The following is a 14726-nucleotide window of genomic DNA, read 5'->3' on the forward strand; positions in this document are numbered from 1 at the left end:
GAAAAAATACTCTATAAAGAGTATGGTTCACAAGGTGGGGAAGACCATCTCATTAACTCCCGTTAAAACCTGCCTATTCAATGTCATAAGCTTAATGTGCTCCGCCGTGATCTTTACCTCCGGCAGAAAAAGGCGGTTTTGCCAGCCAGATCAATAGCGTCAAGGCGAGGAATATCCCCGCAGAAAGCCAAAAGATCTCATTGGCAGAGATAATTAACCCTTGATGAGTGATCTGTTTTGCCAGATAAGCTGATATTTGTTCATCATTCATGCCCAATTGAGCTAATTGCTGATGCATTTGCTGATAATTCGGGTTATATGGGTTGATGTACTCCGTAAGGTTCGAGTGGTGCATAGATTCACGTTGTGTCCACATTGTGGTGGTGAGGGATGTCCCAATTGAACCCGACAATATACGGGTAAAATTTGACAGGCTGGAAGCTGAGGCCATTTGTTCTGGAGCCAGTCCTGATAATGTAATGGTTGTCAACGGCATAAAGAAACAGGCCATGGCAAGCCCTTGAACAAACTGAGGCCATGCAGTAGCAGCGAAACCCATGCCAGGTTCAAAGGTATATGCCCGCCAATAGAAGCAAATAGCATAAGTAATGAAACTAAATGTGACGATATAGCGCATATCTATCTTATGGCCAAATTTGCCAATGACAGGTGATAATAACAGTGGCAGCAATCCTATCGGTGCGGCCGCAAAGCCAGCCCAGGTTGCGGTATAGCCGTAAACTTCTTGCAATAGCTGTGGCAGTAAAACAATCGAACCGAAGTACATCATAAAGCCGAAACTAATGCTCAGTGTACCAATGGAAAAATTGCGTAGCTTAAACAGGGATAGATCGATTATCGGATGATCATCCGTCAGTTCCCATATGATCAGCAAAATAAGTGCGATAACAGCAGTAATAGTAAGGATAATAATCCCGGTGGAATTAAACCAATCAAGTTCCTTGCCTTGGTCAAGCATAATTTGCAGGCTGCCAATACCAATCACCAGCAAGAACAGTCCAGTAGCGTCAATGGGGCGGATTTCTGTTTTCGTTTCCCGGCCACGCAATAGCTGCATGATGATAAAAATAATTGCGATACCAAGAGGGATATTGATGTAAAAGATCCATCCCCAGTGGTAGTTATCACTGATATAACCGCCAAGGATAGGTCCGCAAATAGGGGCAACAACGATCATTATCGACCATAGCGCTAATGCCATGTTACGTTTCGCGGGTGGATAGTTATTTAACAACAAACTTTGGCAAAGGGGGAGTACAGGGCCTGCGGCCAACCCTTGCATAACGCGGAAGAAAATTAACATACCGAGGCTGTTGGAAAGGCCACATAGCCAGGATGAAAGAGTAAAAATTGCGGTAGACCAGAGGAACAATTTCACCTCACCGAAACGCTTCGCTAACCAGCCGGTAATAGGTATGGATATTGCGTTTGCGACACCGAAGGAGGTAATCACCCATGTTCCCTGCGAGCTTGATGCCCCTAGATTACCCGCAATCGTCGGTATGGCGACGTTAGCAATGGTAGAGTCGAGAACAAGCATGAAAGTCGCCATTGAAAGAATAATTGTCAAAAGGGCGAGTTTCGCACCTGTAAACGGTTCTCTTGTTACCATGACGCCCCCTTAAATTTGGTTTCCTGAATTACTATTAATAATGTCAGTAACTATTTTGTTTGCAGAAGCCATATCTATCGTCAACGCATTGGTTTGATAGGCCGGAAGGGTACGGCCGGTGGTTGCCAGTACAGTTCCATCAGTGTTCGCTGTGCCCACGGTGACTTTTGTTGATAACCCAATGCGCAAAGGATGCTGTTTTAACTGTTCAGGAGCCAGCGCAATACGGACAGGTAAGCGCTGTACAACTTTAATCCAATTTCCGCTGGCATTTTGCGCGGGCAATAGAGAAAAGGCGCTCCCGGTTCCCATAGCAATGCCTGCAACCTTGCCGGTATAGACAACATCGCCACCATAGAAATCGCTGACGATTGTAGCGGGCTGTCCAATTCGCATGTTTGCCAGTTGGGTTTCTTTGAAATTGGCCTCAATCCACATATTGTTGACAGGTACAATCGCCATCAATGGTGTCCCTGTATTGATACGGGAACCTACCTGAACGCTACGGCGGGCGACATAACCATCAACAGGGCTGACAATATTGGTTCTCTGCAAGGCGAGCCAGGCATCACGAACACCGGAGGCCGCTTTTTCGATAGCTGGCTGTTTTTCCAGCGGAGTATCCAGAATAATGGCTTGATTGCTTTTATATTGAGCTATTGCGACATCCAAATCAGCTTGGGCAGCAGAGACCGTTTCGCGCATATGTTGCAACTCTTCTTTACCAATCAGATTCTGAGTTCCCAATATTTCCCTTCGATTGAGATCACTTTGGGCTTTTCTGAGAGCAATTTTTTTCAGCTCAATGATGGCCTGATATCTTTTACTGTCGATCATGTGTTGATGAGTGATTCGGACAGTATTGGCTAATTCATTTTTGGCTCTTTCCAGAGCCAATTCAGCGTCACGGGGATCGAGTTGGACAAGGGGCTGACCACTTTTCACAAAATCAGTATTGTCAAAATTAACAGTCACGACACTGCCTGCAATTTGCGACATGACTTGTATTTGATTACCTGTAACATAGGCATTCTCGGTTTCTTGGTAGTAACGTAAAGTGAGAAACCAGTAAACGCTATAGCCAGCCCCAAGCAGAAGGAAAAATAACGTCAATAACGTAATGATATGGCGGCGTTTCTGTTTTTTAGTTCTATTTTTTGTTTTCACCTTTGCAGAAGAGTGTTTTTCGATTGAGGATAGCGTTTTTTCGCTAGACGGAAGTGATGCTTTCTCACTAATACTCATGGAGAGTCCCCATATTTGTTTTTAACTTATGATTAATTGTGTGGCCCGACAGGACAAAACACGTTTCCAGTAGTGTGCGCTTACACTACTGGAAGAGACGAACGATATGGATTTAAGTATTATCTGAAGATAATAATCAGCCATACGAAGTATCTGATGATACAGGCTGGTAGAAAAGTTTTTTTAGAAAATGTTGCTATAACATGTTTTCTTAGTTCAAAACCGTCCAGAAGAAAGGCAATTACTTACTTAAACAATCCCCAATATTATCTAATTGCCCCAAAACCTTTCTCATCAATTTTTCTAACTGTTTTTTCTCCTCTGAATCCAGGATAGACCAAAGCTTAACCAGGCATTCATGCTGTGGTGGAAGTAAACCATTCAAGAAATTTGAACCTTTTTCTGTGAGATGGAGATGGAGACAACGACGATCATTATGGCTCTCCTTTCTCTCTATCCAGCCCTGCTTTTCTAATTCATCTGCAATTCGGGTTGCATTTGTACGGGAAGAGCCTAATGCAGCACTGAGTTCTGATGGCTGAATGCTACGGCTTTCTTTGGTATCCAGAATCATCAGAGCCATAAACAAGGTTTCATTGATTCCTTGTGCTTTCAGCATGTTGTTGCGATTTTCCAGAAGCCTGCTTTGGACATGCATGGATAAGCGGGTGAGTAATATCTCTTGGTAGGGTAAACTTTTTTGCTGCGCTACACGGCAATTAAGTAACTCTTCTGTGGGAGTGAATGAACTTTCCATTGTTTAGATACCTTATTAGTTTCAACCGGTAAAGTAACTTTTGTTAAAAACCATACAAATACTATATTAAAAGTTAAATTTAGCAATTATAGTTATTTATTATCATCACATTTCTTTTGATATTGATACCTAATTCATAAATAGCTTGAATGCTATTCCAAAGGCTACGGCACCAGACAGTGTTGAAATAATGATGCTTCGAGTTTTGTAGAAAAATAGGCAGATGGTTAGGCCGCCAATGAGGGTCGGAAAAAGTTTGCTGTGCTCCTTCATGACGTCAGGAATGCTTGAGACGATAAGGAGTGAACAAATTGATGCAATACCAATGCTGTCGAGTATGATGCTCATTTTCCCCTTTTTTTCTGTCGGTAAGTGGTTAACACCCAAACGCAGAGGAAGATAGCGGAATAAAAAATTGGCCACACCTACAATAAGTCCGATAAGAAGTATTTTATTATCAATCATATAATGAGCTAAGTATGTAATATATTAATTAGGTAAGGTATTCACCATGCATTTTTAGCTTGCAAAAGTGCAGCTAAACATCCACTGGTAATCCCTGCAAAAATGGCAATGGGGATTGAAAAGAATGTGATCCCTATTAATGCGCCTAATAAAGCAGCGGTAACACAGTAGGTATTTTGTTTTTTGAAAGAGGCTAACAAAAAACTTAAAAATAGGGCCGGAAGCATAAATATCATGGCAGCTTCAATGGCGGGATAAGAGTTCAAATAGCCATTACCCAGTATGGCCCCAGCTACAGTACCCAGCACCCAAGAGAGCCAGGAACATATTGCAATGGCAACCATCCAGTTTTCGCTCCAGCTTCGTTGGTCTTTAATTAATTTGGCTGTTGCTGCGGCAAAAACTTCGTCAGTCAGGCCAAAAGCCCAAATTACGGTTTTCTTTTCCGATAATTTTTGTTTGATGCGATAACGTAAGGCCGGGCCATACAAAATGTGGCGGATATCCATTGCCATTACGGTTAGCGCAGAAAACCACAATGACATTCCTGCGCTTAGTAAAGCGGTGATGACAAACTGGCTGGCACCAGCATAAATGACACATGAAAAAAAGATGGCTTCTATGGGGGTAAACCCCAGTTTAGTTGCGCTTAAGCCAAATGCAAAAGAGACGGGAATATAACCAATGGCGATTGGGAGACTATCAAAAATACCTTCTCTAAATGAAGAAGCCTTGCTGGGTAGCGGTTTCTCAGATTCTGATGTAACCGATATTGGTATATCAGGTACAGATTTATCAGGTATTGGCATAGAGAATTTTGTTTTTTTGTTAACAGATGAAATAACTTTAACAAAATATGACGAAAGTGAAAATATGAAATAGATAAATTATTTAAATAATGTCATTAAGAACCAAAGGATTGATGGTGATGAAAGAGTGTGCACTGGGTAGCCGTAAATTTTTGTTAACATTTTTACGGCTATCATATGCAGAGCAGAGTGAAGGTAGTGAAGGTAAAGTTAATTTATGCTTTATTAGCGGCTTTTCTGGCTGTTTTTAGCCAACTGTCTACCGTTTTCTGGTGTGATTTGATCCAGTCTTCAGCTTGGCACTTAATATCAGCTTCTGAAATTTTAGCGCTATGCATAAGACGATTTTGAGCACTAATATCAGTAATAGGCAAGGTCATAACAGCAAAAAGTTTTGCCGCAGCAGGGTTCTTTTCTGCCCACGCTTTGTTTGCCACGATGCGCATGGAACTGGGGGGGAAACCATAGTTACGGCCGTTAGGTAACTGGGTATTGAGGGGTTCTCCCCCGCCGGTAGCAGAGAAGGGAACTTGCAGCCAAATGACATCTTTTCCGGGTTTCAGTACATCACTCACCCAGTAAGGTGTCCAGGTATAATAAAGGATGGGTTTACCTGCCCGATAGCGGGCGATAGTGTCAGCCATCATGACCGCATAATTACCTTGGTTTTGTTTCACGGTATTTTCTAATCCATAAGCTGTTAAGTGATGGTTGATTGCGCTTTCACATCCCCATCCTGGCTTACAACCTGTCAAATCTGCTTTTCCATCTCCATTCGTATCAAATAGTTTGGCAAGTTTAGGATCTTTTAATTGAGCGATATTGGTGATGTGATATTTCTCTGCGGTTTTTTTATCAATCAGATACCCTTGAGCCGCATTGACGACGTAATTTCCCTTGCGATAGAAGATATTATCTCCTCCGGCCGCTTTATATGGGACGTCATGGAGCGGTACCCAACTGACAGCCATAAAGGTGGCATCACCCGCAGCAATGGAAGTGTAAGCGACGTTATAATCAACTTCCTTGATCGGTTTGACATCATAGCCGAGTTTTTCTAATGCGCTGCAGACAATCAAAGTCTGAAAGGTTTCTTCGCTGATTGTACTTTGTAGCGGTTGCACACTGATACCTTTACCGGGAAGCTCAGTTGCAGATGCGACTGACGATAAGGAAAGACCCATGAATGCTATCAGGAAGGTTCCCAAAATGATCCTCTTATTCATGATCTCGTTGCATAAGGTGATTATGCGCATGATTGTTTCCTCCTTTTGTTGCCAGAGTGGGTCGCGTTTTGGACGTATTATTTTGACTGGCATGATTTTTATGGACGGTTTTTTTCTTTGAGCGAATTGAGATAAAAAGCAGGTAAAGTAATCCTATTGGCCCAGAGTGATACCAGTATTTCCCTCTGGTGCGCTGACTTTTACCCAAGGATTGCGTCAGTCTATCAAGGATAATGGCAAGAATGACAATGCCTGTACCGCCAACGGCGGCCAATCCTATATCAAGGCGGCCAATACCGCGCAATACCATCAGCCCCAAGCCGCCAACCGCAATCATGGAAGCAATGACGACCATGGAAAGCGCTAACATCAATGTTTGATTCACACCCGCCATAATTGTCGGCATTGCCAGTGGCAGTTGAACTTTGAACAACATCTGCCGCGGGCTGGCCCCAAATGATCTGGCGGCTTCAATTAAATCTGATGGAACTTGTTTTATTCCCAAAATTGTCAGGCGAATAATAGGCGGTAACGCAAAAATGATGGTGACGATGACGCCGGGTACATTACCTATGCCAAACAGCATGACGATGGGAACGAGATAAACGAAAGCCGGCGTGGTTTGCATGGCATCCAGCAAGGGGCGAACAATTTTGGCGAGTCGTTCATTGCGGGCCAACCCGATCCCAAGAGGAAGCCCGATGATAAGGCAGAACAGTAGGGCGGTAAGCACCAGAGCCATGGTTATCATCGCTTCTGACCATGCTCCAATTGCACCGATCATAATCAGTGAAATTAAAGCGATCACGCCTATTCCTGCCCCTGCAATTTGCCAGGCCAGTAACGCAAAAAACAAAATGGTGATGGGAGGGGGCAATGTCGTCAGGAACTGCTCAAAACCCGTGAGGACAAAATCTACCGGAATACGGATGACTTGAAAAACAGGCCGGAAATGTACGACAACCCAATCGATGATACTGGTCACCCATGAATCAAACGGAATTAGCTTATGCTGAAAAGGTGACATGAAATGAAAGTGTTCTGGCGGAATATGGGTTGCAGACGTATTCAACCAATCGTGGTTTGATGCAGGAGCAGCGGTGCTACTGTCCATCCAGGGATCACTGTTATTGGTGGGATCAGTGATTGTCTGTGGTGATTTATTGTCCATTGGGTGCCTCCTTATCTAAGGCCTGTAGCAGTATTCCTTTGGAAATGACACCTAAATAACGGCTATTGCCATCTATGACAGGAACGGCGCAGGGAGATTGCGCAACAGTGGATATCAATTCATTCAGCGGAATCTCTGCCGAAACGGCGGTTGGTTTTTCCAATATGGCATGTTCAATGGATTTTTTTTCTGTCAGTGCCTGTTGCAGGGAATGGGCAGATACCACACCAATAAACTTCTGGTTTTTTTCGATTAAATAGCCATAGTTTCTGTCTTCATTATCCAGCACTTGCAATGCAGAACGGGGACCAAAACCTGTTGCGGCATGAAGCAACGTTTCTGGCCGGCGGCGGGCAATGTCTTTGGCTGAGAAGACATGTCCAATATCCACACCACGGAAGAATGTTTTGACATAATCATTCGCGGGGCTATTCATAATCTCATCAGGTGTGCCGATCTGAACGACAATACCGTCCTGCATGATGGCAATGCGATCACCGATACGCATTGCTTCATCCAAGTCATGGGAAATAAAAACCACAGTACGTTGATGTTCCCCTTGCAGGCGCAGTAACTCATCTTGCATTTCAGCACGGATGAGAGGATCGAGGGCTGAGAAGGCTTCATCCATTAACAGAATATCGGGGTTGTTAGCCAAAGCTCTGGCTAACCCAATACGTTGTTGCATCCCACCGGAAAGTTCATCGGGATATGATAGTGCGTAGTTTTCGAGATTGACTTGTTGCAGCGTTTCAAGTGCTTTTTGATGACGCTCTTCTTTGGGGACGCCTGCAAGCTCCATACCAAACGCCGTATTCTCCAGAATATTCAAATGTGGCATAAGAGCAAATGATTGGAAGACCATGCTGATTTTGCTGCGACGAACGTCTCGTAGCTGAGTTTCTGTGATGGTAGAAATATCTTCGCCGTCGATAAGTACATGGCCTTTGGTAGGCTCTATCAGACGATTGAGAAGACGTACTAGTGTGGATTTACCGGAACCCGATAATCCCATGATCACAAATATTTCGCCTTCTTCAATGGCCAGATTGACATCCTGAACACCGACGGTGAGACCTGTTTTTTCAAGTATTTGTTCTTTACTGAGACCAGACGCTAATAACTTAAATGCTGGTCCCGGATTATTGCCAAATATTTTATAGAGGTTCTTAACTTCAAGTTTAACAGTCATGGAATAATATTTCCTGTTGTGAATGATATATTGTGTTCAATTACTCCGGTGCTATTTTACCAATCTATACCCTAACATATTAAAATGCACAGACAACCCCTTATTTAATATCGTTAATAAAAAGTTATGTTTTCTCATAACATAATATTGGAAGGGTAAAGTAAATTTTTTGGTATTAATTTAATGAAATTCAACTGGGTAAATGATTTTTTTCAGATAACAAAAAGGTCATTGTCATAAATGAATTTAATTTTTTTTGTATTGTATTGCATTGGTTTTTATGGTTTTTTATGCTTACTTTTGAGTTGTATAGTGACATATGTGCTAACCATAGAAAAGCTTATGAAAAAATGGTAGGTTTAAATTTTTATCATAAATATATTTGTGGGATTAGTGAATATGATTCAATTTTGCAGGCTTTATACCAATCCAACTTCATGATGCGTGCTATATTTCCCCGTGCAGAGGGGAAATATAAGGCCTCACGTCGGCTGGCGGGTTGCAACTTGAAGTTTATCGAGTATAAATGGATTTTTTTGGAAATAAATAACGGTATAACAATAGCATATGTTATTTGTAATTATTGTTTTTTTATAATTAATTAATTACATGGTATGGAATTGAAACTCAGTGTTTGATATTTATTTTATGTATTTTCTATGTTTTGAAATTTTACAGATAAATTTCCAATGGGTTTTTATATTATACCAATCCCACTTCAGGATGCGTATTATATTTCCCCGCACAGCGGGAGAAATATAAGGCCTCGTGTTGTCTGGCGGATTGCAACTTGCAATTTATCGAGCATAAACAGTGTGTGAATAGATCTGAAATTTAATATCTAATAATGGGTGAAATAACGAATTGAAATCCATTGTGCCTGATTCATCATTTCACCATTCTAAGAATAGAAAATGGTCATTGTTGAAAAAAGAGGCAGAAGATTGAGTGCCTGGGAGATGATCTTCACTCAGTTTGTGAGTAAACGCTGTTAATGCTTGGGTATAACTGGCTTGTTCGCCCCATTGAGTTGATTGGCAGCAGTGTAGTGTTGTATCTCTTTTAGGGCAATTAGCCCCGATTGTCGTTTTCTAACCTGGAATCGACCGATGATATACCACTGTGTTTGCCACAAATGATAACACCTCTAGTAAAATTTCTGGGTGCTATATTATTTAATAATAATAAAAACTAACATATGTGTATTATGTTGAGATAATTCAATTGTGAAATTTATACTATATGTAGTTGCTAACTTAATTTTTTAATCTATATATGGTGTTTTAATCTTTTTCAAAGAGGTAACATTAAAAATAAAGTATTATAACTTATTGGCAGAGCCATAATTTTAATTGTCAGAGGGCGCGATGGTTTCTTTATCAAATTGTCAGATGTGTAACCGAATTCATCATTGCAAATTGATGAATGAGAGATTTAGGCTAGTACAGAAATTTTCAATAATAAATTAAATGGAGGTAGTTTATGTATCATTATTACCTGAATACTCCAGAAGGATTTCCCAAGCCTTATGTACATATCACTGCGGACGATGAAGGAGTAACCAGTATTTATTTCGTCAACGAAAAGAAAGAATTAGAATCGAAGAGTGTGATAACCAAGCAGTGCGCGAAAGAGTTGCAAGAATATTTTAAAGGGAAACGACTAACGTTTACCGTTCCTTTAAGTATGCAGGGAACGGAATTCCAACAGCGTGTTTGGCAGCAACTTTGTAAAATTCCTTGTGGCGAAATGTGGAGTTATAAACAATTGGCACTCACATTGGGATCGGTAAATTATTGTCGTGCGGTCGGTATGGCGAATTCACGCAACCCTATTTCATTAATTGTGCCTTGTCATCGGGTGATTGGACATGATGGTAAATTGGTTGGCTATACCGGTGGGTTGGATATCAAAAGGTGGCTACTTGATCATGAAAAGAATAGAAAGGTGAAAAGTAAACAGAATTAAAATAAAACGCTAATTTATTTGTGAAATCACCATTGGCGTATAAAATCAATCAATGTAATTAAACAAAAAGTGTGTTTTTTTACATTCGGTTATAGGTTTCGTGATCTATGTTGCAGACAGTGGACTATATTATTTGCTGTACTGTACGTGACACAGAGTTCGTGTCTTTTTTATTAAAGGTAAGTTTTAATGTCAAAAATTAAAGGTAACGTTAAGTGGTTTAACGAATCCAAAGGGTTTGGTTTTATCACTCCAGAAGATGGTAGTAAAGATGTTTTTGTACACTTTTCCGCCATTCAGTCTAGCGGATTCAAAACTCTGGCTGAAGGCCAAAAAGTAGAGTTTGAAATTACTGAGGGTGCGAAAGGTCCATCTGCTGCAAACGTTGTCGCAATCTAACTTCGGATCCCGTATTCTGAAAACCCGTTTTGATAACGGGTTTTTTTTGCCTTATTGTTTTTTATACAGTTAAAGACCCTTACAGTTTGTTCATCACTGCAAAAGCGAATACTGTCATCAACAATGAACTTATCACGTTCACCAAAATGCTAAACAGTGCCCAACCTATTCTTCCTGCTTGCAATAGATAAACCACTTCGGCAGAAAAGGTGGAAAAGGTCGTTAGCCCACCGCAAAACCCTGTCGTTAGCATGAACTTCCAAACCGAATCGAGATGTGTGGCTTTGTTAAAATAGGCCAAACCCAATCCAATGATAAAGGCACCAACACAATTAGCCGTCAGTGTACCAACTGCAATTGGGGAAGCAGGGCTGTTCAGGCGGAGGCTGATGAGCCAGCGTAGGACACTACCCAGGCCACCACCAATAAATACAGCAAATAAAATATTCATCATGATGGTGGCAACCGATTATTTGATTTCTACGCCCTTGGCCTGCAAGTCAGCATGGTATGAAGAACGAACAAACGGACCACAGGCAGCATGGGTAAAGCCCATTTCTAACGCAGCTTCTTTCATTTCATCGAATTCGGCGGGGCTGACATAACGCTGCACTGGCAGGTGATGGCGGCTTGGTTGTAAATATTGCCCCAAAGTCAACATGGTGACACCGTGGCTACGTAAATCGCGCATGACCTCCAAAATTTCTTCGTTGGTTTCGCCTAATCCCACCATTAAGCCTGATTTGGTCGGAATATCTGGATGTGCTTCTTTGAATTTTTCCAGTAGTTTCAACGACCAGGCATAGTTAGCACCGGGACGAACCTGACGATAAACCCGTGGCACATTTTCCAAATTATGGTTAAACACATCAGGGGGAGTTGCGGTTAGAATTTCCAGCGCACGATCCATACGACCGCGGAAATCTGGCACTAACGTTTCAATCTTAATTGATGGGTTTTTTTCACGAATAGCCGTGATACAGTCAGCAAAATGTTGTGCACCACCGTCACGCAGATCGTCACGGTCAACCGATGTAATAACGACATAACGCAGCCCCATATCCTGGATAGTCTGCGCAAGCTTGAGAGGTTCATTGGCATCAGGTGCATTTGGGCGGCCATGAGCGACGTCACAGAATGGACAGCGACGAGTACAGATGGCGCCAAGGATCATAAAAGTGGCGGTTCCGTGGTTAAAACACTCAGCAAGGTTAGGGCAGGAGGCTTCTTCACAGACAGAATGCAACCCATTTTTGCGCATTGCCGCTTTGATACCCTGAATGCGGCTGGAATCCGCAGGAAGTTTGATTTTCATCCACTCAGGTTTACGCAAGAGTGCTTCACGTTCTGTGGCAATTGTTTTCACAGGGATCAAAGCCATCTTGTCTGCGTCGCGGTATTTGACACCACGTTCCATCTGAATTGGTTTACTCATAATCATGCTGCTTCCAGTTATATTCTTCAGATTTTGACTTACCTGCCTGATGGTGATGAAAAAATATCGAGGCAAATAAATCCATTCAAATTTTTTTGAAAAATGTTAAAAAATTATATCATCTTTCATTGATAAGTTGGAATCCCAAGATCTGACAGAATTTTTCCACCAGAATGGGTTGTACATCTTCAATGGTCACGCCGGTGACGAAGTCACTGAGTTGGATCATTTGCATGCCTGTATAACCACAGGGATTTATGCGTAAAAAGGGTTGTAAGTCCATTGCAATATTCAGTGCCAGACCGTGGAAAGAGCATCCTTTTCGGATACGCAACCCAAGGGAACATATTTTGTTACCTGCGACATAAACGCCGGGGGCATCTGGGCGTGCATAAGATCCCACGCCAAAATGCGCCAGCGTTTCGATTACGGTATTTTCGATTGAGGTGACCAATTGACGCACCCCAATTTTTGACCGTTTCAAGTCAATCAAAACATACATGACCTGCTGTCCGGGACCATGATAAGTAATCTGCCCCCCCCTGTCTGACTGGACAACAGGGATATCACCCGGTGCGAGTAGATGTTCAGCTTTACCGGCCTGACCTTGCGTAAATACTTTTTCGTGCTGGACAAGCCAAATTTCATCAGCTGTTTCCGCTGTACGTTGCTCGGTGAACTGGTGCATAGCATCAGAAACCGGTTCGTAGGGCTGAATACCTAACTGACGTAAAATAACGGTGTTATGTTGCAATGGAGATTTCATCATTCATTAACAAAAAGTGCCCGCCAGTATAACGCTGTAAGTTGATTCCCACCAGTTTGAGAGTGCCTTAATGCAATAATATTGTTCATTAGACGAATATATTTTTATTTTATATTATCATGGTTATATATTTTGATGATTTCCTCTTTAATCTCCTGTTTGGGCTAGCAGATGGTCAAAAAAAACCAATTCCTGATTGTTGGACATCTTTGTAGTTTTCTGGTGCTCCTTTACAGCCTCTCAATGTTGCTGCCTACTTTTGTGGCTCTGTTTTATAAAGAAAAAAGTGTTTTTGCTTTTTTTGAGACATTTGTCATTGGCTTGGTTACAGGTGGAATAGGCTGGTACTTTACCCGTAAAATCAAAGCACAGCCCAGTACGCAAGATGGATTTCTTATCATTGTACTTTTCTGGTTGTTGTTCTCATTGCTCAGTGCCTTGCCTTTTGTGCTTGATAAAAGTTTAAACATTAATCTGGTGGATGCAATGTTTGAAGGGATATCTGGCATTACGACTACCGGAGCCACGGTATTGAATGATGTCTCAGCCCTGCCCAAGTCCGTGCTCTATTATCGCGCTCAACTCAATTTTATTGGTGGTTTGGGCGTCATCGTCCTTGCCGTTGCTATCTTGCCTTTACTGGGGATTGGTGGTGCCAAACTCTATCAATCAGAAATGCCCGGCCCTTTCAAAGAAGAACGGTTGACGCCACGGCTTGCGGACGGTGCCAAGAGTTTGTGGGTAGTGTATCTGTTGTTGGGCGGTCTCTGTTCAGTCAGTTTTTGGGCCGCAGGAATGTCGTGGTTTGATGCTGTCTGTCATGGGATCTCAACGGTTTCTTTGGGCGGATTTTCCACCCGCAATGAGAGTCTTGGTTATTACGACAGTGCAGCCATTGAAATGGTGGGCGGCATTTTTTCGGTTCTGTCAGCCGTCAACTTTACGCTCTATTTTGTTGCTCTGACGCGCAGGAGCTTAAAACCGCTGCTAAAAAATGCTGAACTGCAATTTTTCTTACTGGTATTGGCAGTGATCGTTGGCATTATCTGGTTAGAATTATACCGCTCAGGCATGTATGGCGTGACAGAAGCCTTTGTTCACGGCTTTTTCATGACCAGTTCCATGATGACGGATAATGGTTTGGCGACCGCAGATTATGCACAATGGCCTCCCCATACGATATTGCTATTGCTGGCAGTGAGTTTTTTTGGTGGCTGCGTGGGTTCAACATGCGGCGGTATTAAAGCCCTCCGTTTTATGATCCTGGCAAAACAGAGTGTTAGTGAGGTTAACCAGCTCATTCATCCCAATGCCATCTCTACGATCAAAATTGGCAAATCTGTGGTTCAGGAAAGGGTACTGCGTTCTGTCTGGGGATTCTTTTTTCTTTATATCTTTTTTAGCTGTTTTTTTATCTGGGCGTTGAACTTGCTCGGTTATGATTTAGTGACATCATTTGCCACCGTTGCTGCTTGTATTAATAACATGGGGATAGGATATGGCGCGACAGTGCAAGGCTTCGGTGATCTTGATCCTACAGCGAAATGGATGATGTGTGCAGCAATGTTGTTGGGAAGGTTGGAAATTTACCCAATATTGATTTTATGTTCAAAAACGTTTTGGCGTTTTTGAACATAATGTCGGATAGAACATCAATTAA

At 42.2% G+C, this 14726-nt stretch carries 15 protein-coding genes; 4 read left to right on the plus strand and 11 right to left on the minus strand.

The window, feature by feature from the left end:
• Window positions 1–91 precede the first annotated feature (91 nt).
• The 5 genes from emrB to AAY47_RS09270 form a co-directional block, all read right to left on the minus strand.
• Window positions 92–1633, minus strand: coding sequence for a multidrug efflux MFS transporter permease subunit EmrB (gene emrB, locus AAY47_RS09250; RefSeq protein WP_047769129.1), 1542 nt, complete (start codon window positions 1631–1633; stop codon window positions 92–94).
• Between the two features lie 9 nt (window positions 1634–1642).
• Window positions 1643–2824: a multidrug efflux MFS transporter periplasmic adaptor subunit EmrA gene (gene emrA / locus AAY47_RS09255; protein WP_047769182.1), complete on the minus strand. Its 1182-nt coding sequence runs from the start codon at window positions 2822–2824 to the stop codon at window positions 1643–1645.
• A 295-nt stretch (window positions 2825–3119) separates the two neighbouring features.
• Complete coding sequence (gene mprA, locus AAY47_RS09260; RefSeq protein ID WP_047769131.1) at window positions 3120–3635, minus strand: transcriptional repressor MprA; 516 nt, start codon at window positions 3633–3635, stop codon at window positions 3120–3122.
• Window positions 3636–3764: 129 nt separating this feature from the next.
• The gene (ygaH, locus tag AAY47_RS09265) at window positions 3765–4100 is read right to left on the minus strand and encodes an L-valine transporter subunit YgaH (RefSeq protein ID WP_047769133.1); all 336 of its coding nucleotides are present in this window, start codon (window positions 4098–4100) and stop codon (window positions 3765–3767) included.
• Window positions 4101–4141: 41 nt separating this feature from the next.
• Window positions 4142–4879: an AzlC family ABC transporter permease gene (locus AAY47_RS09270; RefSeq protein ID WP_235428328.1), complete on the minus strand. Its 738-nt coding sequence runs from the start codon at window positions 4877–4879 to the stop codon at window positions 4142–4144.
• Here AAY47_RS09270 and AAY47_RS22670 point away from each other — a divergent pair.
• Window positions 4785–4982: a hypothetical protein gene (locus AAY47_RS22670; protein WP_235428329.1), complete on the plus strand. Its 198-nt coding sequence runs from the start codon at window positions 4785–4787 to the stop codon at window positions 4980–4982. The genes AAY47_RS09270 and AAY47_RS22670 overlap by 95 nt on opposite strands.
• A 142-nt stretch (window positions 4983–5124) precedes the next feature.
• Here the strand turns inward: AAY47_RS22670 and proX are convergent, their stop codons facing one another.
• Genes proX through proV form a run of 3 tightly spaced genes read right to left on the minus strand, consistent with a single transcriptional unit; the run spans window position 5125 to window position 8498 of the window.
• A complete protein-coding gene (gene proX, locus AAY47_RS09275) occupies window positions 5125–6093 on the minus strand; it encodes a glycine betaine/L-proline ABC transporter substrate-binding protein ProX (protein WP_369813306.1) in 969 nt (322 codons plus the stop codon).
• Between the two features lie 34 nt (window positions 6094–6127).
• Window positions 6128–7306 (minus strand): glycine betaine/L-proline ABC transporter permease ProW, encoded by a 1179-nt coding sequence (gene proW / locus AAY47_RS09280; protein WP_083446786.1) that lies wholly within the window; start codon window positions 7304–7306, stop codon window positions 6128–6130.
• Window positions 7296–8498 (minus strand): glycine betaine/L-proline ABC transporter ATP-binding protein ProV, encoded by a 1203-nt coding sequence (gene proV / locus AAY47_RS09285; protein ID WP_047769135.1) that lies wholly within the window; start codon window positions 8496–8498, stop codon window positions 7296–7298. Before proV ends, proW begins: the two co-directional genes overlap by 11 nt.
• A gap of 1482 nt (window positions 8499–9980) precedes the next feature.
• Here proV and AAY47_RS09295 point away from each other — a divergent pair.
• Both AAY47_RS09295 and cspE read left to right on the plus strand, forming a co-directional pair.
• The gene (locus AAY47_RS09295) at window positions 9981–10466 is read left to right on the plus strand and encodes a methylated-DNA--[protein]-cysteine S-methyltransferase (protein ID WP_047769139.1); all 486 of its coding nucleotides are present in this window, start codon (window positions 9981–9983) and stop codon (window positions 10464–10466) included.
• A gap of 189 nt (window positions 10467–10655) precedes the next feature.
• Window positions 10656–10865 carry a transcription antiterminator/RNA stability regulator CspE gene (gene cspE / locus AAY47_RS09300; RefSeq protein ID WP_047769142.1) on the plus strand — a complete coding sequence of 70 codons (210 nt, stop codon included), beginning with the start codon at window positions 10656–10658 and terminating at the stop codon, window positions 10863–10865.
• 79 nt (window positions 10866–10944) lie between these two features.
• Here the strand turns inward: cspE and crcB are convergent, their stop codons facing one another.
• From crcB to lipB, 3 genes are all read right to left on the minus strand, one after another.
• Complete coding sequence (gene crcB, locus AAY47_RS09305; RefSeq protein ID WP_047769144.1) at window positions 10945–11319, minus strand: fluoride efflux transporter CrcB; 375 nt, start codon at window positions 11317–11319, stop codon at window positions 10945–10947.
• Between the two features lie 15 nt (window positions 11320–11334).
• The gene (lipA, locus tag AAY47_RS09310) at window positions 11335–12300 is read right to left on the minus strand and encodes a lipoyl synthase (protein ID WP_047769191.1); all 966 of its coding nucleotides are present in this window, start codon (window positions 12298–12300) and stop codon (window positions 11335–11337) included.
• A 118-nt stretch (window positions 12301–12418) separates the two neighbouring features.
• On the minus strand, window positions 12419–13066 hold the full coding sequence (gene lipB, locus AAY47_RS09315) for a lipoyl(octanoyl) transferase LipB (RefSeq protein WP_369813305.1): 648 nt from the start codon (window positions 13064–13066) through the stop codon (window positions 12419–12421).
• Between the two features lie 171 nt (window positions 13067–13237).
• Between lipB and AAY47_RS09320 the strand changes: the two genes are divergently transcribed.
• The gene (locus AAY47_RS09320) at window positions 13238–14698 is read left to right on the plus strand and encodes a TrkH family potassium uptake protein (RefSeq protein WP_047769146.1); all 1461 of its coding nucleotides are present in this window, start codon (window positions 13238–13240) and stop codon (window positions 14696–14698) included.
• Window positions 14699–14726 lie beyond the last annotated feature (28 nt).

Source organism: Xenorhabdus griffiniae (assembly GCF_001028135.1).
GTDB lineage: Bacteria > Pseudomonadota > Gammaproteobacteria > Enterobacterales > Enterobacteriaceae > Xenorhabdus > Xenorhabdus bakwenae.